Origin of the sequence: Paracoccus sp. SCSIO 75233 (assembly GCF_027912675.1) — a bacterium.
Classification (GTDB): domain Bacteria; phylum Pseudomonadota; class Alphaproteobacteria; order Rhodobacterales; family Rhodobacteraceae; genus Paracoccus.
In genome coordinates this window covers 832,613-855,972 of sequence record NZ_CP115757.1, presented here as the reverse complement: position 1 = coordinate 855,972, position 23,360 = coordinate 832,613, and the positions used below count along the sequence as shown (strand labels likewise).

At 63.0% G+C, this 23,360-nt stretch carries 23 protein-coding genes and 1 tRNA gene; 13 read left to right on the top strand and 11 right to left on the bottom strand.

Annotated features, from left to right (window positions below; genetic code table 11):
- Positions 1-27: 27 nt before the first annotated feature.
- From PAF12_RS04125 to rplT, 3 genes are all read left to right on the top strand, one after another.
- Positions 28-237 carry a hypothetical protein gene (locus PAF12_RS04125; protein WP_271108735.1) on the top strand — a complete coding sequence of 70 codons (210 nt, stop codon included), beginning with the start codon at positions 28-30 and terminating at the stop codon, positions 235-237.
- 110 nt (positions 238-347) lie between these two features.
- Positions 348-548 carry a 50S ribosomal protein L35 gene (rpmI, locus tag PAF12_RS04120; RefSeq protein ID WP_271108734.1) on the top strand — a complete coding sequence of 67 codons (201 nt, stop codon included), beginning with the start codon at positions 348-350 and terminating at the stop codon, positions 546-548.
- A gap of 15 nt (positions 549-563) precedes the next feature.
- Positions 564-923, top strand: a complete 360-nt coding sequence (rplT, locus tag PAF12_RS04115) for a 50S ribosomal protein L20 (RefSeq protein ID WP_271108733.1) — start codon at positions 564-566, stop codon at positions 921-923.
- 53 nt (positions 924-976) lie between these two features.
- Here rplT and PAF12_RS04110 read toward each other — a convergent pair whose 3' ends face one another.
- Positions 977-2,380, bottom strand: a complete 1,404-nt coding sequence (locus PAF12_RS04110) for a carboxylesterase family protein (protein WP_271108732.1) — start codon at positions 2,378-2,380, stop codon at positions 977-979.
- 127 nt (positions 2,381-2,507) lie between these two features.
- Here PAF12_RS04110 and nspC point away from each other — a divergent pair, with 127 nt between their 5' ends.
- The 5 genes from nspC (at position 2,508) to PAF12_RS04085 (ending at position 7,833) form a co-directional block, all read left to right on the top strand.
- Entirely contained in the window at positions 2,508-3,605 is a 1,098-nt protein-coding gene (nspC, locus tag PAF12_RS04105; RefSeq protein ID WP_271108731.1) for a carboxynorspermidine decarboxylase, read from the top strand.
- Between the two features lie 17 nt (positions 3,606-3,622).
- On the top strand, positions 3,623-4,846 hold the full coding sequence (locus PAF12_RS04100) for a saccharopine dehydrogenase family protein (RefSeq protein WP_271108730.1): 1,224 nt from the start codon (positions 3,623-3,625) through the stop codon (positions 4,844-4,846).
- Between the two features lie 111 nt (positions 4,847-4,957).
- Positions 4,958-6,328 carry an AI-2E family transporter gene (locus PAF12_RS04095; protein WP_271108729.1) on the top strand — a complete coding sequence of 457 codons (1,371 nt, stop codon included), beginning with the start codon at positions 4,958-4,960 and terminating at the stop codon, positions 6,326-6,328.
- A gap of 97 nt (positions 6,329-6,425) precedes the next feature.
- The gene (hspQ, locus tag PAF12_RS04090; protein ID WP_271108728.1) at positions 6,426-6,779 is read left to right on the top strand and encodes a heat shock protein HspQ; all 354 of its coding nucleotides are present in this window, start codon (positions 6,426-6,428) and stop codon (positions 6,777-6,779) included.
- 28 nt (positions 6,780-6,807) lie between these two features.
- Complete coding sequence (locus PAF12_RS04085) at positions 6,808-7,833, top strand: lysine-2,3-aminomutase-like protein (protein ID WP_271108727.1); 1,026 nt, start codon at positions 6,808-6,810, stop codon at positions 7,831-7,833.
- On the opposite strand, the gene PAF12_RS04080 is transcribed toward PAF12_RS04085, so the two are convergent.
- A complete protein-coding gene (locus tag PAF12_RS04080; RefSeq protein WP_271108726.1) occupies positions 7,830-8,738 on the bottom strand; it encodes an AEC family transporter in 909 nt (302 codons plus the stop codon). The two genes, PAF12_RS04085 and PAF12_RS04080, sit on opposite strands and share 4 nt — an antisense overlap.
- Before the next feature lie 256 nt (positions 8,739-8,994).
- Between PAF12_RS04080 and glgX the strand changes: the two genes are divergently transcribed.
- The 3 genes from glgX (at position 8,995) to PAF12_RS04065 (ending at position 13,450) form a co-directional block, all read left to right on the top strand.
- Entirely contained in the window at positions 8,995-11,118 is a 2,124-nt protein-coding gene (glgX, locus tag PAF12_RS04075) for a glycogen debranching protein GlgX (RefSeq protein ID WP_271108725.1), read from the top strand.
- Entirely contained in the window at positions 11,084-12,715 is a 1,632-nt protein-coding gene (locus PAF12_RS04070; RefSeq protein ID WP_271108724.1) for an alpha-D-glucose phosphate-specific phosphoglucomutase, read from the top strand. The genes glgX and PAF12_RS04070 overlap by 35 nt, the downstream gene beginning before the upstream one ends.
- A 90-nt stretch (positions 12,716-12,805) precedes the next feature.
- Entirely contained in the window at positions 12,806-13,450 is a 645-nt protein-coding gene (locus tag PAF12_RS04065; protein WP_271109643.1) for a trimeric intracellular cation channel family protein, read from the top strand.
- A gap of 194 nt (positions 13,451-13,644) precedes the next feature.
- Here PAF12_RS04065 and PAF12_RS04060 read toward each other — a convergent pair whose 3' ends face one another.
- The 7 genes from PAF12_RS04060 to PAF12_RS04030 all read right to left on the bottom strand — a co-directional run bounded on the left by PAF12_RS04060 (position 13,645) and on the right by PAF12_RS04030 (position 20,103).
- Positions 13,645-14,868 (bottom strand): NAD-dependent epimerase/dehydratase family protein, encoded by a 1,224-nt coding sequence (locus PAF12_RS04060; protein WP_271108723.1) that lies wholly within the window; start codon positions 14,866-14,868, stop codon positions 13,645-13,647.
- 148 nt (positions 14,869-15,016) lie between these two features.
- Positions 15,017-15,676 (bottom strand): LUD domain-containing protein, encoded by a 660-nt coding sequence (locus PAF12_RS04055; protein ID WP_271108722.1) that lies wholly within the window; start codon positions 15,674-15,676, stop codon positions 15,017-15,019.
- On the bottom strand, positions 15,673-17,094 hold the full coding sequence (locus PAF12_RS04050; RefSeq protein ID WP_271108721.1) for a lactate utilization protein B: 1,422 nt from the start codon (positions 17,092-17,094) through the stop codon (positions 15,673-15,675). The genes PAF12_RS04055 and PAF12_RS04050 overlap by 4 nt, the downstream gene beginning before the upstream one ends.
- Positions 17,094-17,849, bottom strand: a complete 756-nt coding sequence (locus tag PAF12_RS04045; RefSeq protein ID WP_271108720.1) for a (Fe-S)-binding protein — start codon at positions 17,847-17,849, stop codon at positions 17,094-17,096. Before PAF12_RS04045 ends, PAF12_RS04050 begins: the two co-directional genes overlap by 1 nt.
- Positions 17,850-17,900: 51 nt before the next feature.
- Positions 17,901-18,497, bottom strand: coding sequence for a phosphoribosylglycinamide formyltransferase (gene purN, locus PAF12_RS04040; protein ID WP_271108719.1), 597 nt, complete (start codon positions 18,495-18,497; stop codon positions 17,901-17,903).
- Entirely contained in the window at positions 18,494-19,540 is a 1,047-nt protein-coding gene (gene purM / locus PAF12_RS04035) for a phosphoribosylformylglycinamidine cyclo-ligase (RefSeq protein WP_271108718.1), read from the bottom strand. Before purM ends, purN begins: the two co-directional genes overlap by 4 nt.
- A 77-nt stretch (positions 19,541-19,617) precedes the next feature.
- Positions 19,618-20,103 (bottom strand): hypothetical protein, encoded by a 486-nt coding sequence (locus tag PAF12_RS04030; RefSeq protein WP_271108717.1) that lies wholly within the window; start codon positions 20,101-20,103, stop codon positions 19,618-19,620.
- A 121-nt stretch (positions 20,104-20,224) separates the two neighbouring features.
- Between PAF12_RS04030 and PAF12_RS04025 the strand changes: the two genes are divergently transcribed.
- Positions 20,225-20,300 (top strand) — tRNA-Ile (locus PAF12_RS04025).
- A gap of 120 nt (positions 20,301-20,420) precedes the next feature.
- Here PAF12_RS04025 and clpX read toward each other — a convergent pair.
- On the bottom strand, positions 20,421-21,683 hold the full coding sequence (gene clpX, locus PAF12_RS04020; protein ID WP_271108716.1) for an ATP-dependent Clp protease ATP-binding subunit ClpX: 1,263 nt from the start codon (positions 21,681-21,683) through the stop codon (positions 20,421-20,423).
- A gap of 127 nt (positions 21,684-21,810) precedes the next feature.
- On the bottom strand, positions 21,811-22,443 hold the full coding sequence (locus PAF12_RS04015) for an ATP-dependent Clp protease proteolytic subunit (protein ID WP_271108715.1): 633 nt from the start codon (positions 22,441-22,443) through the stop codon (positions 21,811-21,813).
- 163 nt (positions 22,444-22,606) lie between these two features.
- On the opposite strand from PAF12_RS04015, the gene pth reads away from it, so the two are divergent.
- Entirely contained in the window at positions 22,607-23,311 is a 705-nt protein-coding gene (pth, locus tag PAF12_RS04010; protein WP_271108714.1) for an aminoacyl-tRNA hydrolase, read from the top strand.
- The last annotated feature ends 49 nt before the right edge of the window (positions 23,312-23,360 follow it).

Below are 23,360 nucleotides of genomic sequence, written 5' to 3'. Positions count from 1 at the left end.
AGCCCCCGGATACGAAGGGACTGATTTATGGCCGATATTCTTCTTTTGCTGGGCGTGTTTTTCTGCGCGCTCTCCGTTGTTGCAGCGATTATTTCGGTATTGAGAACCCAGGCTCCGCGCGGTGCCGCCATCATGCTCTGCGCGGGACTGATCATGCTGGCGGTCGCCGCGTGGATGGCACCGGGCGCGGTCGGCGTCGATCAGCTCGGCGCGGCCTGGGCGCGGGTTTTCGGCTGATCGTGCTTGCAATCCGGCGCCTCTGGTCGTATAGGGGCGCCTTCAAACCTGCGCGGCCGGCCGATATGGCATTGCCGAGTCGCGCTTAAACCTCTGACAAGGAGCGTAAAATGCCGAAGATGAAGACCAAAGCAGCCGCGAAGAAGCGGTTCTCCAGCACGGCCTCTGGCAAGATCAAATCGGCTCAGGCCGGTAAGCGCCACGGCATGATCAAGCGCACGACGAAGTTCATTCGCGACGCGCGCGGCACCACTGTCCTGTGCGACGCGGATGCCAAGATCGTCAAGAAATACATGCCTTATAACCGCTGATCGGAGGACTGAGATATGGCACGCGTTAAATCCGGCAAGGTGACTCACGCCCGTCACAAGAAAGTTCTCGAACAGGCCAAAGGTTACTATGGCAACCGTTCGCGCAACTTCCGCACCGCAACCCAGGCTGTCGACAAGGCGAACCAATACGCCACCCGCGACCGCAAGAACCGCAAGCGCAATTTCCGCGCCCTGTGGATTCAGCGGATCAACGCGGCTGTCCGCGCCGTCGACGCCGACATGACCTATTCGCGCTTCATCAATGCGCTGAACAAGGCGGGGATCGAGGTTGACCGCAAGGTTCTGGCCGATCTGGCCGTTCACGAGCCCGAGGCATTCGGTGCAATCGTCGAAAAGGCGAAAGCCGCAGCCTGATCGGTTTCGGATAAAGCTTCAGGAACCCGCGCCCGGCGCGGGTTCTTTGCGTTTCAGGGCTGCGGCACGAAGCGGATCAGGCCGGGCAGCGTTTCCCCGGTGACACCGTTGCGGGCGAATCCGGCCCAGATGCGCCGCAGCGCCGCGCCGGTTCGGGTGAGTTCGTCCAGATCCATCTCCTCCGGCACAAGCGGCGTCCCGATCCAGTCCGGCCCCGGAAACAGCAGCGGCAATTCCGACAGATGCGCCCGTCCGAACGCGCCCCCGCCCCATTCGATCACAAATCGTGTTGCCTGCCCGCCCGCAGCCATGTGACGCCAGGCGAAATGACGCGCGGGGTGACCATAAAGCCGCGATGTCAATGCCGACACGACGATGCGTCGCGCCGGATCCGCCAGACGTCCCAGCAGCCTTTCGGGCGGCGGCAGAAAAAGCGCCGCCTCGTCACGGGTATGGCCGATCAGGACGGGCAGGCGGGGGGCCACGGCGGCATGCGCCGCTTTCAGCTCGGGCTCGGCGGGAAACGGTGCCAGACCGAATTCCGGCCCGAACGGCATCTGACCGCCCAGCCCGAAACGCCGCGCGGCCCGCAGCACGGCACTTTGCCGCGCAAGCACCGCCCCAACCGGCGCATCAGTGGCGATTTCTCCGGCTGTTCTTTGCATCGCACGCCGCATCCGCGAGCGGCCCAGCGGCAGGGCGAGCGGCGCGCTTTGGATGATAACCCGATGGAAAAGACCCTCAGCACCATCCGCCACCATCAGCCGTGCAGCCATATCCCCGCCAGAGCTTTGGCCGAACAGGGTGACATTGCCCGGATCACCCCCGAACGACGCGATATTGCGGCTGATCCATCGCAGCGCAGCAATCACATCCAGAGCGCCAAGATTGCCCGGCCTGCCCCCATCTGACAGCCAGCCGAGCAGACCGAGCCGATAGGTTACGGCAACAACAATAACCTGTTGTTCGCGCACAAGGGCCGCCGGGTCGAACACGGCCATATCACCCGCGCCGGATTCGTAGCTGCCGCCATGCAGCCAGACCATCACCGGAAGATCGCGCCCCCCGGACGGAGCGGTCACCGAAAGGTTGAGGCAGTTTTCATCGAAGCTCAGCTGCCCGAACGGATCGGGCAAGGCTGCCTCAAGGCGCGGAATCCGAAGCTGCGGACATGCCGGCGACCAGCCCTTTGCGGCATCTCTATCCGCCGCCTCAACCGGCTGAGGGGGTTGCCATCGCCCTGCCCTCGCATAGGGAATCGCCGTGGCGCGGATCAGCCCGTCATGCATCCGCGCCAGAATGCGCCCCGACGGGGTCTCGACCAGGCGGCGCTCATGCCGCGGCATCATGGCGGCATTGCGTTCAGGCTCGACCGGGGAATATGCGGCGGGATCGGACAGGCGTGACCTCTGTTCAGGATAATTCGGACCGTAAGCGCTTCCGGCGACGGTTTCCATACAACAGCATGGCGGCATATATGAAAATGAAATGCGATTTTATGCCGCTCCGTCGTCAGATCGTCACCATTCCTTGCGAAACCGGACTCCGGGGGATATATCGTCGCCCTCATTGCCCGAGGAACCCATGACGATTCAGACGCCCTATTACCTGATGGACAAGGCCGCGTTGCGCCGGAACATGGAAACCGTCGCGCGGCTTCGTGATGCCTCGGGTGCCAAGGCGCTGCTGGCGCTAAAATGTTTTGCGACATGGTCGGTCTTCGATCTGATGCGCGACTATATGGACGGCACGACCTCTTCGTCGCTGTTCGAGTTGCGGCTCGGGCGGGAGAAATTCGGTAAGGAAACCCATGCCTATTCCGTCGCCTGGGCCGATCACGAGATTGACGAGGCCATCGGTTACGCCGACAAGATCATCTTCAACTCGCTGACCCAGCTTGACCGTTTCGCGGAGAAGGCCGGTCATATCGAACGCGGGCTGCGACTCAATCCGCGCTTTTCGACCTCGGGTTTCGATCTGGCCGATCCCGCCCGCCCCTTCTCGCGGCTTGGCGAATGGGACATGGCGCGGCTGGAACAGGCCGAGGGGCGCATCGGCGGCGTCATGATCCACTATAATTGCGAGAATGACGATTTCGATCTGTTCTCCACCCAGCTAGACCGGATCGAGGCGGAGTTCGGCGGCTTCCTCAAGCGGCTCGACTGGGTCTCGCTTGGCGGCGGCATCCACTTCACCGGCGAGGGCTATCCGCTGGACCGGCTCGCCGACCGGCTGAAGGCGTTCAGCGACCAGATGGGCGTGCAGGTCTATCTGGAACCGGGCGAGGCCAGCATCACCCGCAGCGCCACTCTGGAGGTCAGCGTGCTGGACATCATCGACAACGGCAAACAGGTCGCCATCGTCGATTCCAGCATCGAGGCGCATATGCTCGACCTGCTGATCTATCGCGAAACCGCGAAACTGCCGATGACCGGCAGCCATGCCTATCAGATCGCCGGAAAGACCTGCCTCGCGGGCGATATCTTTGGCGATGCGCAGTTTGACCGCCCGCTGGAGATCGGCGACCGGATCAGCATCGCCGACGCCGCAGGCTATACGATGGTCAAGAAAAACTGGTTTAACGGGGTGAACATGCCCTCGATCGCCATTCGTGAAGAGGACGGAAGTATTCGTCTTGTCCGCGAATTTACCTATGATGATTATCGGGACAGCCTGTCCTGACACCGAAGGGGGAAATGTTGACGAAGAACGTTCTCATCATCGGCGCCGGAGGCGTCGCGAAGGTTACTGCACATAAGGTCGCGCAATGGGCGGGCGAGTTTGGCACGCTGCATATCGCATCGCGCACAAAGCCGAAGGCCGACGCGATTATTGCGTCGCTGCGTGAAAAAGGCCACCAGATGGACTTCACCAGCCACGCGGTCGACGCTTTGGACAGCGCCGCCGTGGCCGAGTTGATCCGGCAGATCGATGCGGGCATCTGCATCAATGTCGGCTCTGCCTTCATCAATATGACCGTTCTTCAGGCCTGCATCGACACGAAATGCGCCTATATCGACACGGCCATCCATGAGGAGCCGGACAAGATCTGCGAGACCCCGCCGTGGTATGCCAATTACGAATGGAAACGTCGGGATGCGGTCGAAAAAGCCGGGATGACGGCGATCCTCGGTGCGGGTTTCGATCCGGGCGTGGTCAATTCCTATGCGCGTCTGGCGGAGGATGAATATTTCGACGAGATCACCTCCATCGACATCGTCGACATCAATGCCGGCAGCCACGGCCGTTACTTTGCCACCAATTTCGACCCGGAGATCAATTTCCGCGAATTCACCGGCACGGTTTACGCCTGGCAGGGTGGCAAATGGACCGAGAACAAGATGTTCGAGGTCGGTCGCGAATGGGATCTGCCCGTCGTCGGCAAACAGACCGCCTATATGTCCGGCCATGATGAGGTTCACAGCCTGTCGGCCCGCTACAGCAGCGCCGATGTGCGGTTCTGGATGGGCTTCGGCGCGCATTACATCAACGTGTTCACGGTGCTGAACTCGCTGGGCCTCCTGTCGGAGCAGCCGGTGACCACAGCCGAGGGGCAGGAGGTCGTGCCGCTGAAAGTGGTCAAGGCGGTCCTGCCCGATCCGTCCAGCCTCGCCCCCGATTACACCGGCAAGACCTGCATCGGCGATCTGGTGAAGGGCAAGCGCGACGGCAAGGAAGGCGAGGTGTTCATCTATAACGTCGCCGACCACAAGGACGCCTATAACGAGGTAGGGAGTCAGGGCATCAGCTATACCGCCGGTGTGCCGCCCGTGGCTGCGGCCATCCTGATCGCGCGCGGCATCTGGGACGTGAAACGCATGGTCAATGTCGAGGACCTGCCAGCGCGCCCCTTCCTTGAACTGCTGGGCGAAATGGGCCTGCCGACCCGCGTGATCGACGCACAGGGCGACAACCCGATCTGAGCGGTTTTCAGCGGGCTAACATAGTTTAGCGGCAATTATGAACGCGGCGCGGACCCCACGCGCCGCGTTCTGCGTTATGTGCGGATATGACGCGCGAACAGCAGGAACCCCATGCCGCCCAAGCAGCGATACAATCCGGAACACCGGTTTCCCTCCGTCAACCGGGACCAGAAGCGAAGCGCGGTGCCGGGCTGGGCCATTGTCGGGATTTTCCTGATCCTGCTGTTCCATTTCATCACGATGGCGGCGGCATTCCTGATGCCTGTGACGTTGGCCATGTTGCTGTTCTTCGTGTTCTCCCCCTTCCGGCGCATGATGAGCAGGCGCGGCTTCAACGCCGGGATCAGCGCCGTCATTGTCACCATCGGCCTGATCGCGGTTGTCGGGGGTTTGGGTTACTTCGTTTCCGGCCCGATCAGCGAAATTGTCGAGGACAGTCCGCGCATCACGCAAAGGCTGGAGGAACGGTTCTCCTCGCTGCGTGAAAGCGTCAAGCCACTGGAGGAAGCGGCCAAGCAAATTGACGAGGTGACGGGCGGCGGCGATGAAGCCGAGATTGCAGCCGACGCCACCGGCGAGGCCGCGCCGGATGTCATCGGAACGCTGCCGGACGGGGCGCTGCCCGGGCAGGAAACCGCCGTCACGATGGAAGCCGATAGCGGGGGCGGCACGGGCGGCGAGCAGGAAATCCGCGTCCGTGTCGACACCGAAGAAACATCGACGCTGCAAACCCTCGCCTCTGCAGGCCCCTCGGTCGCGGGCCAGATCGTGTTCACCATCTTCCTGCTGTTCTTCCTGATCGCATCGGGCGATCTTCTGTATCTCAAGACCGTGCAAAGCTTCGACAATCTCAGGGAAAAACGCGCCGCCTATATGGCGCTGCGCGAGATTGAGGCTTCTCTGGGTTCGTATCTCGGGGCGATCACGCTGATCAATGCCGGACTCGGGATCGGGATCGGGATGGGGATGTGGTTCTGGGGCATGCCGCAGCCGCTGCTGTGGGGCATTGCCGCGTTCATCCTGAATTTCATCCCCTATCTCGGCGCGGTCACAGGCGTCGCGGCAGCCTTCATCGTGGCACTGATAAGCTTTGACGATTTCTATACGCCGGTCATGGTCGCCGCGACCTATTTCGCGTTCACCTCGCTTGAGGGGCAGCTTGTCACGCCCTATTTCGTCTCCCGCAGGCTTCAGTTGAATACGGTTGTCGTGTTTATCACCGTGGCGCTTTGGGCCTGGCTCTGGTCAGTTCTCGGAATGGTCGTTGCCGTGCCGCTCTTGGTGGTGCTGAAGGTGTTGGCCGACCATATTCCGGGGCTTGAACGGCTGGGCAACTTCCTCGCCGGGGAATCCCCGCCAGCACTTGAGGACGAGGACGAAACCGAGGCGCGCGACATCGTCGAAACCGGCGACGACGCGGAATATGTGCCTGAAACCGAAAATGGCGAGGCCAGCCTGAAACGCCGCAATCCGGCCGAATAAGGCCGATAAATCCGGTTTTCGGACGCTTTCCCCGGCGTTATCTGCCAAAATTGTGAGCAACCCGTCCATAGACAGGGTCACCCGAAAGGCGTAGAAGATGGGGATTCCGTTAGAGGGGCATATGGAAGCGCGTATAGCGAAATTCATGATCGGGCAGGTTGTGCGTCATCGGTTACACCCGTTTCGCGGGGTGGTTTTCGACATTGACCCGGAATTCGCCAATTCGGAGGAGTGGTACGAATCCATCCCCGAGGACAGCCGTCCCGACAAGGAACAACCCTTCTATCACCTCTATGCCGAGGCTGAGACGACCTATTACGTCGCCTATGTGTCGGAACAGAACCTGATCCCCGACAATTCCGGCGAGCCGGTCGAGCATCCGGAACTGGATGAGCAGTTCGGGGAGTTTCGCGATGGCTACTATCCGCTGCATCACGCGGCGCTGAACTGATCCGCGCAACCTTATTCTGCCAAGCGCCATGACCGCGACGAGACAACGCGCCATCACCTCGGTCAGCGAGCTTGTGTCTGCTGGCCTCGCCGATGCGGCGCAGCGACCGGCGCTGGAGCAGGTGGCGCAGGATTTCCGCATCCTCATCACGCCGGAGATGCAGCAGGCATCGCCGGGCATCTCGGCGCAATTCGTCCCCGACGCGCGGGAGCAGGAAACCCGGCCGGAGGAATTGCGCGATCCCATCGGCGATCAGGCGCACAGCCCGGTGCCGGGGCTGACACATCGCTACCCGGATCGGGTGATCCTGCATGTGACGCAAAGCTGCGACGTCTATTGCCGCTTCTGCTTCCGGCGAGAGGTGGTCGGGGCTGCGGGTCCGCTGGCGCAGGACGCACTGGCTGGCGCGCTTGACTATATCGCCCGGACCCCGGCGATCCGCGAGGTGATCCTGACCGGCGGCGACCCGATGACGCTGTCGCCGCGGCGTTTGGGGCCGATCCTCGACCGAATTGACGGGATGGATCATGTGGAGGTGATCCGGTTTCACAGCCGCGTTCCGGTGGTCGCGCCCGCGCGGGTGGCGAGCCTTTTGCCGCTTCTCAAGCGTCGGGCGGCGGTCTTTGTCGTCATCCACAGCAATCACCCCGATGAGCTGACCGATCAGGCCTGTCAGGCAATCCGCGCTCTGGCGGATGAGGGGGTTCCGCTGCTGTCGCAATCGGTGCTTCTCAGGGGCGTGAACGACGATGCGGAGACGCTCAGCGATCTGTTCCGCCGCCTGACCGCGCTCCGGGTGACGCCGTATTACCTGCATCACTGCGACCTCGCCCGCGGCACCAGCCATTTCCGCACCACGATCGACCACGGCTTGCAGATCATGGATGCGCTGCGGGGGCATATCTCCGGCGTGGCGCTGCCCTCCTATATGCTGGACCTGCCCGGCGGTTTCGGCAAGGTCGCGCTTGAAAGCCGGAATGCGGTCCGCGTCGGCGCGGGACAATGGCGGCTGCGCGACTGGCGCGGCCAGTGGCACGACTATCGCGACATCTAAAACCCTGCGAACAGGAACAGGCACAGCGGAAGGGTCAGCACGGCAAGCAGCGTCTGCGCGGTGATGATCCCGGCCATGAACGGCCCGTCCCCGCCAAGCTGCCGGGTCAGCACATAGGCAGTCGGTGCCGTCGGAATTGCCGAGAACACCATCAGGATCAGCGCCTCTGCCCCGCTCAGCCCGAACAGCCCGCCGACCACAACGGCAAGAACGGGCATACACAGAAGCCGCAAAACGCTGACGCCCGCCAGCCCCTTCAGATCGTGCCGCAATGTCGCCGGTTGCAGCGCCGCGCCCACGCAAAGCAAACCGAGCGGCAGGCTGCCCTGTGCCAGCAGCCGGAAGAACGCATCGGAGCCAAATGGCAGGCCAAGCCCGCTCAGGGCGACAACGATACCGGCAAGGCAGGCCAGAATAAGCGGGTTTCTGAAAATCGTTTTCAGAAGCAGCAGCGATTTTCCGCCCGCCGGGTTATCCGACAAGGCCATGATGGACAGCACATTCACCAGCGGAACCGCGACAGCCAGATAAACAGCGGCTTGGGTGATCCCCTCAGCCCCGGCGACGCTCGCAATGACGGCGACGCCGAGATAGGTGTTGAACCGGATGACGCCCTGTAGCGCCGGACCGAAACGCGCCGCCGGGATCGGCCTGAAATATCGCATGAGGCTCAGCCCCAAAGCCGCGATCACAATGGTCGCCGCCGCCGCACCGCCAAGCCGGTAGACGCCGGGGTCACGGATGGGCGCATCGGCAAGGCTGGAAAACAGCAGCGCCGGGAACAGGACGAAGTAATTCAGCCGCTCCGACGCGGGCCAGAACGCGGCGGACGGAAAACCCGACCGCGCGAGGACGAACCCGAGGCAAATCAGGGCAAAAAGGGGCCAGATCGTGAAAAAGATCATCTCAGCGGAACCGTTAACCATTCAGCCATATCCGTTCATATCAGATCAGGAAAGACTATTCGGATGGGCTGAGAACCGCTTTTGCAGCAGTGAGAAGGCAAGAGAACCGGGCAGGCCATCCGCTTTGATACCTTTACCATCGCGGCACAATCTGGCAGCGAAGGCGCCACCGGTTCCGGCGCGTCCCTGCTGGCGCGCCAAAGAAGGGCCGGACGCAAGACCGATTTAGAAAACCTGACCGAATACTGAAGATCAGATGATTTCCAACTACAAGATCACCGGCGGCAATGCCGAGCGGCTCGGGGCTGTTCCCGTGCAAGGCGGCGTCAACTTCGCCGTCTTCTCCGCCCATGCCGAACGGATCGAGATTTGCCTGTTCTCGCCCGACGGCAAGACCGAGACACAGCGGCTGAGCCTGCCCAACCGGCTTGGCGACATCTGGCACGGATTTATCCCCGGCCTTCTGGAAGGGGCGCTTTACGGGCTGCGCGCCCACGGCCCTTATACGCCGCAATCCGGTCACAGGTTCAACCCGGCCAAGCTGCTGATCGACCCTTACGCCCGCAGGCTGGCCGGAAAGCTGATCCATGACGACGCGATCCTCGGCTATGACGCAGACGCGGCGCAGGCGGATCTGTCGCTCGACCAGCGCGATTCAGCGGCTTTCGTGCCGAAATGCGTCGTCACCGCCGATCCAGCCCGCCTGCCCCTTATGGCGCGGCATCAGCGGGATCAGATCGTGATTTACGAGGCCCATCCCAAGGGTCTAACCGCCGCCATGCCGGAGATTGACGAGGCTTTACGGGGCCGTTTCGCGGGGCTGGCCACCGATGCGGTCATCGGCCATCTGCAAAGTCTGGGCATCACCACGCTGGAATTGCTGCCGGTGCAGGCCCATGCCGATGAAAGCTTCCTTCAGCGCAAGGGCCTCAGCAATTACTGGGGTTATAACACGCTGGCCTTCTTCGCCCCGGAGATGGACTATACCGCAGAAGGCGACCCGGCGGAGTTCCGCGACATGGTGCGCCGCCTTCATGACGCCGGGATCGAGGTGATCCTTGACGTGGTCTATAACCACACGGCTGAGGGAAATGAGCTTGGCCCGACCCTGTCCTTCCGAGGCCTCGACAATGCCAGCTATTACCAGCTTCGCGCCGATGATCCGCGCTACTATGTGAACGACACCGGCACCGGCAACACGGTGAATTGCGCGCATCCGATGGTGATCCGCCTGATCCTCGATTCGCTGCGCTACTGGGTGGAGATCATGGGCGTGGACGGGTTCCGCTTCGATCTGGCCCCGGTGCTGGGGCGGGAGGCGAACGGGTTTGCGCGTGACGGGCGTTTCCTCTCTGCCCTGCGTCAGGACCCGGTGCTGGCCAATATCCGCCTGATCGCAGAGCCGTGGGATGTCGGGCCGGGCGGCTACCAGCTTGGCGCGTTCCCGCCACCCTTTCTGGAATGGAACGACAAGTTCCGCGACACCGCCCGCAGCTTCTGGCGCGGCGATGGCGGGATCGCGCAGCTTGCCGAGCGGCTGACCGGCTCTGCCCCGATCTTCGATCACAGTGGCCGCGCCCCACAGGCCAGCGTCAATTTCATCACGGCGCATGACGGGTTCACGCTGGCCGATCTGACCTCCTATAACGACAAGCACAACCTGCCCAATCAGGAAGGCAACCGGGACGGGCATAACGACAACCATTCCGACAATCTCGGCCATGAGGGCCCGACCGACGACCCCGCGATCAACGAAGCCCGCGCGCTGCGCCGCCGCAACCTGCTGGCAACGCTGTTCTTGTCGCAGGGCACCCCGATGCTGCTGGCGGGCGACGAGATCGCCAATACGCAGGACGGCAACAACAACGCCTATTGCCAGGACAACCCGACCGGCTGGATCGGCTGGGCGAATCGGGACCGGGCGCTTGAGGATTTCACCGCCCGGCTGATCGCCCTTCGGCGCGCGCACCCGGTCCTGCGGCAACGGCATTTCCTGCACAGCTCGGTCATCCCCGATGGCGGGCGCGATCTGGTCTGGCATCTGCCGGACGGGGCCGAGCCGACACCGGGCGACTGGCAGAACCCGGCGCTGCGCACGCTCGGGCTGGAACTGCGCATGGCCGCCGATCTTCCCGAACGCGACGGCTACGCCGAGGACGCGGCATTCGTGGTCATCAACGGCGGACAGACCGGGGCAGACATGGTTCTGCCCGCACTGCCGGGTCGCGAATGGAACCGGGTTCTCGACACAGCCGATCCCTTGACGCAGGATCGGACAGAGCCCGGCCCATCTGTCCGGGTCGCCGCCGATTCTATCACCCTGTTCGTCCCGAGGGAGAGCGCGCATGACCGCCACGACCGTCAAGACCAGCCCGATTGAAGGCCAGAAACCCGGAACCTCCGGCCTGCGCAAGAAGACCAAGGTCTTTATGGAGCCGCATTTTCTGGAAAACTTCGTGCAGTCGATCATCGACGCGATTGGCGGCGCAACGGGCAAGACGCTGATCTTGGGCGGCGACGGTCGCTATTTCAACGACCGGGCGGCGCAGGTCATTCTGCGCATGTGCGCGGCGAATGGCGCGAAGAAGGTTATCGTCGGCACCAATGCGCTTCTGTCGACGCCCGCCGCCTCCAACCTGATCCGCAAGCGTGACGCGGATGGCGGTTTCATCATGTCCGCCAGCCACAACCCCGGCGGCGAGTTCGAGGATTTCGGGCTGAAATTCAACGGCGCGAATGGCGGTCCGGCCCCGGAAAGCGTGACCGACAAGATTTACAACCGCAGCCGGGAAATCACGGAATACCGCATTATCGAGACGCAGGATGCCGATCTGTCGAAGCCCGGCGCGGCGAAGATGGGCGATATGGAGATCGAGATCGTCAACCCGGTCACCGATTACGCCGATCTGATGGAAACGCTGTTCGATTTCGGTGCCATCCGCGACCTGTTCGCCGCGGGCTTCTCGATCCGCTTCGACGCCATGCACGCCATCACCGGCCCCTATGCGCGCGAAATTCTGGAGCGCCGTCTGGGTGCCAAACCCGGCAGCGTGGTGAACGGCCAGCCGCTGCCCGATTTCGGGCGCGGTCATCCCGATCCGAACCCGGTCTGGGCGAAAGATCTGATGGATGTGATGATGGGGCCGGATGCGCCCGATTTCGGCGCGGCCTCCGATGGTGACGGCGACCGCAATATGATCGTCGGGCGCAGCATCTATGTGACGCCCTCGGACAGTCTCGCCGTGCTGGCCGCCAATGCCCATCACGCGCCGGGATATGCGGCGGGCCTGTCAGGTGTGGCACGGTCCATGCCCACATCCCGCGCCGCCGATCTGGTGGCGGACAAGGCCGGTATCGGCAGCTATGAAACGCCAACCGGCTGGAAATTCTTCGGCAATCTGCTGGATGCGGGCCGGGTGACGCTGTGTGGCGAGGAATCCGCCGGCACCGGCTCTGACCATGTGCGGGAGAAAGACGGGCTTTGGGCGGTGCTGCTCTGGCTCAATATCCTTGCCGCCCGTCGGCAATCCGTGGCGGAGATCATGGCGGCGCATTGGGCGGAATATGGCCGCAACTACTACTCCCGCCACGATTATGAGGCGGTGCCGAAGGACCGGGCAAATGATCTCGTCACCCGAATGCGTGGTCTGCTGAACGAATTGCCGGGCAAGGAATTCGCCGGGCTGACCGTCGGGGCGGCGGATGATTTTGCCTATACCGACCCGGTCGATGGCTCCGTTTCGGAACGTCAGGGGCTGCGCATCGCCTTCACCGACGGCTCGCGCATCGTCATGCGCCTCTCGGGCACGGGAACGGAGGGCGCGACGCTGCGGGTCTATCTGGAGCGTTACCAGCCCGCGAATGGCGAACTGAACCTGCCGGTGGAGGATGCGCTTGCCCCGGTCATTCAGGCCGCTGAGGAGATCGCGAAAATCCGCGAATATACCGGCAAGGACGCCCCCGACGTCACCACCTGACCGCCTGCGAAGCCGCGGGCTTTCGCGCTGCGGCATTTCGTGGCATGTCGCGCGCAGTCAGGGCGACAGGAGATCGACGTGAACCCGGAAATGTTCGACACGCTGAGCGGCTATGTCTGGGCGCTCGATTACGGCTCGGCGCTCGTCTTTGCGCTGACAGGTGCGCTCGTCGCCAGCCGGGCGCAGCTTGACATTATCGGGTTCATCTTCATGGCCTCGCTGACCGCCGTGGGGGGTGGCACGGTGCGTGATCTGGTGCTGGGCCGCGATCCGGTGTTCTGGGTGGCGCAGCCGGAACTGATCCTGATTGCCGCCGCTGCCGCGTTTCTGGTCTACTGGACCGCGCCGATGCTGGAGAGCCGCTATCGCTGGCTTCTGTGGCTCGACGCCGTGGCACTGGCAGTCGCGGTTCCTGCGGGCGTGGGCGTGGCGCTCTATGGCGGATACGGGCCGGTGATCGTGGTGATTGCCGGTGTGATCACAGGCACAATGGGCGGGTTGATCCGCGATGTCGTCGGCAATGAGGTGCCGATGATCCTGAAGGGCAGTGAACTGTATCTGACCTGCACATTCGGCGGCGCGGTCATGGCGCTGGCGTTGATCTGGCTGGGCCTGCCGCGCCCCTTCGCGCTGACGGGCGGCGGCCTCGCCGTGTTCCTGCTCCGCGCCGGGACACTGATCTGGGGCTGGTCCCTGCCCGCCTATAAGCCGAGACCGCCGCGCACCCGGGGCTGATGCTGGTTATGGCCTGGGGCAGCGTCCGACCGCCGGGTGGACGCTGCTGCCTGCTGGCTTTTCGCTTTATCGCGCATCCCCGCCGAACAGATGTTCAGCGCCGACCGGCAGCAAGGCGTCCGCCCGAGCGGGCGGTCGGGCGCTGCCCGGCGGGGCTGCGCCCCTTGCTTCCGGGCAATGTCCTCCGATGGACCTCAGCTCGCTTCCTTGGCGTCCTGAACATGCGCCTCCGGGTCGTGATCGACCTTTTCCGCGATGTCCTTGGTCCAGGCGGAGACGGCCGGCACCCGTGACCGGTCGATCCGATGGGCGTATTTCTTCGCCACCTCGACCACCTCGGACAGCAGCCCCTCTTCCAGCGTGATCGGGTTGAGGCCAAGCGACAGGAACTGGTCGTTCTTCACGATCAGATCGTTCTCCGCCGCCTCCTTGCGCGGGTTGGGCAGGTTCATCACCTTCGCGCCGGTCATCTTCGCGATCAGCGCCGCCAGATCGCGGACCCGGTGCGTCTCCGTCATCTGGTTGAAGATCTTCACCCGCTCGCCCGCCTCCGGCGCATCGGCCAGGGCCAGTTCGATGCAGCGCACACAGTCCTGAATATGAATGAAGGCGCGCGTCTGCCCGCCCGTGCCATGCACCGTCAGCGGATAGCCGATCGCCGCCTGAATCAGGAAACGGTTCAGCACCGTGCCGTAATCGCCGTCATAGTCGAAACGGTTGATAAGCTGCTCGTTACGGCGGGTCTGGTCGGTATGGGTGCCCCAGACGATGCCCTGATGCAGATCGGTGATCCTGAGCCCGTCATTCTGGGCAAAGAACTGGAACATGATCTGATCGAGGCTCTTGGTCATGTGGTAGACCGAGCCGGGGCGCGTCGGATACAGCACCTGCTGCTGCTTCTTGCCGGTCGGCGTTTCGATCTCGATATCCAGATAGCCTTCCGGGATCGGCGCACCGACGCTGGAGTAGCCGTAAACCCCCATCGTGCCAAGATGGACCAGATGCGCGTCTATGCCGGTTTCAACCATTGCCGCCAGCAGGTTATGCGTGGCGTTCACGTTGTTATCGACAGTGTAAACCTTGTGCCGGTCGGTTTTCATCGAATAGGGCGCGGCCCGCTGTTCAGCGAAATGGATGATGGCGTCGGGCTTGTTATCGGCCAGCCATTTCTTCAGCCGCTCGAACTCCTTGGCCAGATCGAGCAGGTGGAAATGGATCTGGTTGCCCGTCTCCTGCTTCCAGATGCGGCAGCGCTCCTGGATCGAGTCCATCGGGGTCAGCGACTGCACGCCCAGCTCGGTGTCGATCCAGCGGCGCGAGAGGTTGTCGAGGATATGGACCTCGTGACCCAGATTGGACAGATGAAGCGAGGTTGGCCAGCCGACAAATCCGTCGCCACCGAGAACCGCTATACGCATGGGATGCCTTTCCTTACCGTAGCCCCCGGCCATCGGGCCGGGCAGGTGCCGTTAACGCACCGTTTGAGTACTGGTCGCCTATCATTGCTGCAAGACAGTTTTACGACAACAATAAGACGCCGCTATTTGTTGCCGATATTGCACAGCGTCATGCGCCGATCAGCAACACATGGACAGAACCGGGACCATGCGCGCCACGGACGAAATAGCCCTCGATATCCGTTGTGCCGGAGGCCCCCGTTATCATGACCGCATTCCGGGGCCGCGCGGCGGCGTAGGTCGCATAATCCTCCAGCCAGGGAAGAACCCGGGCCTCTTCGACGACAACCAGCCAGTGCCGGGGCAGAAGCGCGTTCAGGACCGGCTGATCGGGGGCGGAATGGATCACGACCGATCCGGTTTCCGCGATCCCCCAAAGCGCCACGCTGATCGCCGCATCCTCGTCCGGCGCACAGCTGTCATGCGGCTCGATCCCCGCTTCGGCCAGTCCTGCCAGCCTTGGATCGGCGGTCACCGCCAGACGGCGCGGCAGATCGTTACGGTCCAGATAGGCCGCGACCGCCGCAGGTAAATTCTGCCAGCCCGCAACCCGGTCAAGCGTTACCCCAAGCACCGGGTTGGCGCATTTCTCGATAAAGGCCGAAACCGGGTCCGGTCCCGCCGGATCAGGCCGGATCTGGTCCAGACCGGCCAGAAGGCTCGCAGCCTCTGCCCCGATGTCATCCGCCGTACGCAGCGGCAGCGTACCGTCACGGCCACGGGTCAGCCCCTGCCGGACAGCGGCGAAAATATCGTCGCGCGCACTCATTCCGGACCCCCGTTTCCGTATTTCCGGTGCTGGCTCATGAAGCTGGACTTCGCCGGGCGCGGCAGGTCGCGGGTTGCCGTCCACCCGCCCGCAAGCGGCATTTTCGACACCCATCCTTCCCGCCCGAACAGCCGCATGACCGGCAGCGCCAGCCGCGTGCCGAAATGGTAGAGTCGCGGACGCAGCGCAGCGAATTTCCAAACCCCGATCCCGAAGCGCGTCGTGCCGACTTCCTGCTGGCTGTCCCAGCTTCGCACCCGCCACGCCTTCAGCAAGGTCTTGAGCGGGATACGCACCGGGCAGACCTCTTCGCAGCGCCCATTCAGGGTACAGGCATGGGGCAGGTCGCGGTTCTCTGGCAGGCCTTCCAGCACCGGGGTCAGCACCGCGCCCATCGGGCCGGGATAGGTGCCGCCATAGGCGTGGCCACCGATCTGGCGGTAAACGACGCAGTGATTCATGCAGGCCCCGCAGCGGATGCAGCGGAGCATGGTGCGAAACTCGTCGCCCACCATCCGCGAGCGGCCGTTATCGACCAGCACGATATGCATCTCCTCCGGCCCGTCGGCATCGCCCGCGCGCTTCGGTCCGCAATGGAAGGTCGTGTATTGCGTCATCTCCCCGCCCGTGGCGGAGCGGACCAGAATGCGCAACAGCGCCATTGCATGGGCTGTGGAGGGCACCAGCTTCTCGATCCCGGCGGTCACGATATGAACGCGGGGCGGGGTCGTGGTCAGCTCGGCATTGCCCTCATTGGTGACGGTGCAGGTCGCGCCGGTATCAGCCACGAGGAAATTCGCCCCCGATATGCCGACATCCGCCGCAAGGAATTTCTCACGCAGGACACGACGGGCCGAGGCGACCATGGAGCCCGCATCATCCGCATCCGGGGGCGGATTGTGATCGCGGTAGAACAGTTCCGCCACGTCCTCGCGCGTGCGATGCATTGCCGCCCAGATGATATGGCTCGGGGGTTCCTGCGCAAGCTGGATGATATGCTCCGCCAGATCCGTCTCCACACGCTCGAACCCGGCATCTTCAAGCGTATGGGGCAGGCCGATTTCCTCACCCAGCATGGATTTTGAGCGGGTCACGACCTTCGCACCGGCATCCCGGCAAATCCGGTTCACGATCTCCGCCGCCTCGGCAGCGTCGCGTGCCCAGTGAACCCTGGCCCCTGACGCGGTCGCGTTCTTTTCGAACTCGATCAGGTAGTGATCCATATTGGCGATAACATGATCCTTGATCGCCTGCCCTCGTGTCCGCGCCGCCTGAAAACGGGGAAACGCCTCAACCGCCGCCGCCCGCTTGGTCTGGCCGGTATTCGTGGTCCGGTCGATGGCGATTTTCAGGCGCGGATTGGCGATCGCCGCCCGCGCGCGGGATTTGAAGCCGGGGCCGGGTTGCGCGGCGGTCATCAGCCCCCCTCCCCGATGGCGGGACCGTCAGCCATGCCAGCCAACACCTCGGCGGTATGGAAACAGCGGGTCTGCGAACCTTCCCGATGCAGGCGGCCCGCCATGTTCATCAGACACCCCAGATCGCCCGCCAACAGCAGATCAGCCCCGCTCTGCCGGATATTCTCGGTCTTATCCGAAACGATGGCGGTCGAGATTTCGGGATATTTCACGCAGAATGTCCCGCCAAACCCACAGCAGACATTGGCATCCTTCAGCGGCCGCATCTCCAGCCCGTCGACCGCCGCCAGCAGCGCGCGCGGCTGCGCCTCCACCCCAAGCTCACGCAGACCGGAGCAACTGTCGTGATAAGTGGCCGTCGCATCAAGGCGCAAACCCTCGGGACGCCAGTTCATGACATCATGCAGGAAGCTGACGATTTCATAGGATTTATCCGCCAGCGCCTCCGCGCGGGCACGCCAGCCGGGATCACTCATCAGCGAAGGATAACCCCGGATCTGCCCGATGCAGGAGCCGGACGGACCGACGAGGTAATCATAGCCCTCGAAAACCTCGATCACCTGCCGCGCAAGCGCCGCTGCGCCACGCTGATCGCCGCTGTTTCCGCCCGGCTGACCGCAGCAGGTCTGGGCGCGCGGCACCTCCACCTCACACCCCGCCTGCTCCAGCAGCCTGATCGTGGCAAAGCCGATCTGAGGGCGCATGGCATCGACAAGACAGGTTACGAACAGACCGACTTTCGGAGGATTATTCATCTGGCTTTCCCGGCTCGAATGGAGCGAGCCTGCCGGAAACCGCGCGGGGTTTCAATGGCAGGCCAGATCCAGCCGCGCCCGGCACCCTTCGGCAAAACGCCGCAGCACCGCCGGGTAAAGCCGATGTTCCTGCACCAGCACCCGCCCGGCCAGCCTGTCCGGCGTATCATCGGGCAGAACCGGCACCCGCACCTGACCGAGGATCGGACCCGCATCTAGATCGGCGATGACCTCATGCACGGTCGCGCCCGCCTCCATATCTCCGGCCTCGATGGCGCGGGCATGGGTGTTCAGCCCGGGATATTTCGGCAACAGCGAGGGGTGAATGTTCAGCATCCGGCCCTCATAATGCCGGACAAAACCCGGCGTCAGGATCCGCATGAACCCGGCAAGCGCGATAATATCGGGCTCCGCCGCATCGAGATTGCGGATCAGCTCGGCCTCGAACGCGGCGCGATCCCCGCCGAAGGGGCGATGATCGACCGCAAATGTGGCGATGCCCAGATCACGGGCTTTCCCCAGCCCCGCCGCCGCCGGATCGTTGGACCCGACCAGAACCGGCCGTGCGGGGTGATCGCCGCTCATGCTCTCGGCCAGACGAACCATATTCGATCCGCCGCCAGAGATCAGAATGGCAACCCGCTTCACGCCAGCGAATCCCGGTATTCCACGCCCTGCCCGGCGACAACGCGGCCAAGCTGCACCACGGTTTCGCCAGCCTCCGTCAACAATCCGGCGATGGCGTCTGCCCGGTCCTGATCGACGACCAGCACCATGCCGATGCCGCAATTGAAGGTCTTGAGCATCTCCGGTGCGGCGATCCCGCCCGCCTCCGCAAGCCAGCGGAACACCGGCGGCAACGCCCATGCGGACAGATCGACCTCTGCGCCCAGCCCGTCCGGCAGGATGCGCGGCAGGTTCTCGGTCAGCCCGCCGCCGGTGATATGGGCCAGCCCATGCACCCCGCCCGCGCGAATGGCGGCCATTGCGGGCTTGACGTAAAGCCGCGTCGGCACCAGCAGCGCCTGACCGAGCGTCCCGTCCGCGAACGGAGCCGGGTCCATCCAGCCCAGCCCGGCAGCCTCCGCCACGCGCCGCACGAGGGAGAAGCCGTTGGAATGCACCCCGTCAGAGGCGAGGCCGAGCAGCACGTCCCCTTCCGCCACGCCGCGCGGCAGTTCCGTCCCCCGCTCCATCGCGCCGACGGAGAAACCGGCGAGATCGAAATCACCGTCGTGATACATCCCCGGCATTTCTGCCGTCTCACCACCGATCAGCGCGCAGCCGGAGCGTTTGCAGCCCTCCGCAATGCCGGTCACGACGCGCGCCGCCTCATCGACCGACAGCTTGCCAGTCGCGAAGTAATCGAGGAAAAACAGCGGCTCGGCCCCCTGACAGACCAGATCGTTGACGCACATCGCCACCAGATCAATGCCCAGCCCGTCCAGCTCGCCCGTGTCGATCCCGATCCGCAGCTTAGTCCCGACCCCATCGGTCGCGGCAACCAGAACCGGATCGCTGTAGCCCGCAGCCTTCACGTCGAAAAGCGCCCCGAAACCGCCCAAGCCCGCCATCACGCCGGGACGGTTGGTCGCAGCGGCAGCGGGCTTGATGCGGTCGACAAGCGCGTTACCTGCATCAATGTCGACCCCTGCCTCCGCATAAGACAGACCGTTCCTGCGCTCAGCCATCGGAATCCCTTTCCCTAAAACTGGCCCTCCGATATAGCACCGGCCGCGCGCAGGCAATCCGGGCCGGGCAGGTCAGATCAGCGTGTCTTCCGGTTGCGCAGCCCGCGAGACATCCCGCAGAGAAACCCGGCGCGACATCCGAGCAGCCAGAAAAGGGCGAGCACCGGATATACGATCAGACTGGATATGCCGATGCCCCGGCTTGGTCCTATTGGCGGCACTGTGCCGGGCAGCCAAGACAATAACTGCGAGGCGGCCAGCGTCACGACGCAAGCCACCACCACGAAACAGACTGAAACCCGCCAAACATAGCCCGACGGCGGCGCCACCCCGACCCGCTTGCCATAGAACACACCGCAGATCGCCGCGCTTGCGACCGGCAGAAGCGCGTTCACGGCCAGCAGGGAAATCGCAACTCCGGACAGGCTGCTCAGAATGCTGCTCAGAATATAGACAAAGATCAGACAGAGCCCCGCCAGCGCAAGGTGAACCCCCGCAAAGCGGCGAAGAATATCCGAAAGCGCGAGATGCGGCTGGTCGATAAAGTAATCCCGGTTGATCATCGCCCCATTATGCCCCAGCAAGCGCCGCGCTTACCGTTATCCGCGCGTTTTGCGCTGCGCAACCGACAACTAAGCTTGACCCCTGCCGCGCCGCTGACTAGTCAGGTCAGGATCACTGGCTGGGCCTGTAGCTCAATGGTCAGAGCAGGGCGCTCATAACGCCTTGGTTGGGGGTTCAAATCCCTCCGGGCCTACCAAACCCCACCTTTGATGCGTCTTCACGACATATGCCGGTTTTTTGGGGTGCCGCCGAAATCACGGCGCATCTTCACCCCTGCACGACGGACCCGCAGCCGCGCAGAGGCAAAACGGCAATCTCAGCCGGCGGTCTTGGCCGCTTCCTTCTTCTGGTCGGCGTGAATAATCAGCGGCTTGGCCGTCGCGTTATCGACCGCCTCTTCATTGACCACGACTTCCTCAACGCTTTCCATGCCCGGCAATTCGAACATGGTATCGAGCAGAATGTCTTCCATGATCGACCGCAGGCCACGCGCCCCGGTCTTGCGCTTGATGGCGCGGCGCGCAATCGCGGACAGCGCATCCTCGGTAAAGGTCAGCGCCACATCTTCGAGGTCGAACAGACGCTGATACTGCTTGACCAGCGCGTTTTTCGGCTTGGTCAGAATGGTAATCAGCGCATCTTCATCCAGATCGGTCAGGGTCGCGATCACCGGCAGACGGCCGACAAATTCCGGGATCAGACCGAATTTCAGCAGGTCTTCCGGCTCAAGCTCAGCAAATAGATCGCCGACACCGCGATCATCGCTTTCCTTCACATCGGCGCCGAAACCCATGGCCGTGCCCTTGTTGCGCTGCGCAATGATCCGGTCCAGCCCGGCGAAGGCCCCCCCACACACGAAAAGGATATTCGTCGTGTCGACCTGCAGGAATTCCTGCTGCGGATGCTTGCGCCCGCCCTGCGGCGGCACGCTGGCAACGGTGCCTTCCATGATCTTCAGCAGCGCCTGCTGCACCCCCTCGCCCGAGACGTCGCGGGTGATCGAGGGGTTGTCGGATTTGCGGGTGATCTTGTCGACCTCGTCGATATAGACGATGCCGCGCTGCGCCCGCTCCACGTTATATTCCGATGCCTGAAGCAGCTTGAGGATGATGTTTTCCACATCCTCACCGACATAACCCGCCTCCGTCAGCGTCGTCGCATCGGCCATGGTGAACGGCACATCAAGGATGCGGGCCAGCGTCTGGGCGAGCAGCGTCTTGCCGCAGCCGGTCGGGCCGATCAGCAGGATATTAGACTTCGCCAGCTCGATATCCGATTTCCCGGCATGGTTCAGGCGCTTGTAGTGGTTGTGGACGGCCACGGACAGCACACGCTTCGCGCGCTCCTGCCCGATGACGTAATCGTCCAGCACATTGCAGATTTCCTGCGGGCTCGGCACGCCCTCGCCGGATTTCAGGCCGGAGGATTTCGTCTCCTCGCGGATAATGTCCATACACAGCTCGACACATTCATCGCAGATGAACACGGTCGGGCCCGCGATGAGTTTGCGGACCTCGTGCTGGCTCTTGCCGCAAAAGCTGCAATAGAGCGTGTTCTTGCTGTCGGTCTCTGTCGCCATGCTATGTCCTTAAAGTCCGGGGCGGAAAACCCGCCTTGTCTCCGCCAGAAGCGGTCCGCCCATGTTAGGGGTCAATCCCCCCTGTCTCAATCCCCAAACCGCATGGTTCCCGTAAGGATAAGACCTGCTATTTTTCCTCGGCCTCAGCCTTGCCGCGCGGGCTGAGCACCTCGTCGATCAGGCCCCAGTCCTTGGCTTCCTCCGGCGCCATGAAACGGTCGCGTTCAAGTGCATTTTCCACATCTTCCAGCGACTGACCAGTATGATGTACATAAATTTCGTTCAATCGCCGCTTCAACTTTTCAGTTTCGCGCGCGTGGATCATGATATCGGTCGCCTGACCCTGGAACCCGCCCGAGGGCTGGTGGACCATGATCCGGCTGTTCGGCAGCGCGAAACGCTGCCCCTTCTCGCCCGCTGCGAGCAGCAGAGACCCCATCGAGGCCGCCTGCCCGATCACCAGCGTCGTCACCCGCGGGCGAATATACTGCATGGTGTCATAAATCGACAGACCCGAGGTCACCACGCCGCCGGGGCTGTTGATATACATCGAAATTTCCTTGGACGGGTTTTCCGCCTCAAGGAACAGAAGCTGCGCGCAGATCAGCGTCGACATGCCGTCATGGACCGGGCCGGAGACGAAAATGATCCGCTCCTTCAGCAGCCGCGAGAAAATATCGTAGGCCCGTTCGCCGCGCGAGGTCTGTTCGACCACCATCGGAACAAGCGTGTTCATGTAAAATTCTGCCGGATCGCTCATCAATCTTTCCTGCCCGATTATGCTTGCCCCACCCGTCCGGGCCATCGCCCGACCGCATCAGAGCGGTGTTCTACCTTCCAGAGGTTGACAGAGTCTTAGTAACGCCCGATCTCATCCGCAAGGGATGCATCGAAATTGAAGCACTTGGCGGGAAGGGACAGCGATGAAACTGATCGTGGGACTGGGCAATCCGGGCACGAAATACGCGCGAAACCGGCATAATATCGGTTTCATGGCCGTGAATCGTATTGCCGAGGATCACGGTTTCTCGCCGTGGAGGGCCCGGTTTCGCGGCGAAACCGCCGAGGGGCGGTTGGGATCGGCGCGCGTGACACTGCTGAAACCGTCGACTTTCATGAATCTCTCGGGCCAATCGGTTGGCGAGGCGATGCGCTATCTGAAAATCGAGCCCGAGGATGTGATCGTGTTCCATGACGAGTTGGATCTCGCGCCGGGAAAATGCCGCGTGAAGGTCGGGGGCGGCCATGCCGGGCATAACGGGCTGCGATCCCTGCATCAGCATATCGGTGAAAGCTATCACCGTGTTCGTCTGGGAATCGGTCATCCCGGCCACAAGGACAGGGTCGCCCCTTATGTGCTGTCGGATTTCGCGAAAGCCGATGCGGAGTGGCTGGACGATCTGATGCGGGGGATATCGGACGGGGCCGAGGCTCTGGCGGCGGGTGACGGTCCGGGATTTCAGAACAAGGTCGCACAGCGCATGGCCCCGGCCCGCAATCAGGGAAGATCGGCGGGCGAGGCTGCGCCGCGCCCTGCCCCGTCCCCGAAACCGAAAAAACCGCAAGAGGAACCCGCGGCGCAAAGCCTTTCGGAGCGACTGCAGTCACTGGCCAATCGGTTCAGGTAGCCCCGCAGCTATCGCCTGCGCAAGGCAATCCGGCCCGACAGGAAAGCTG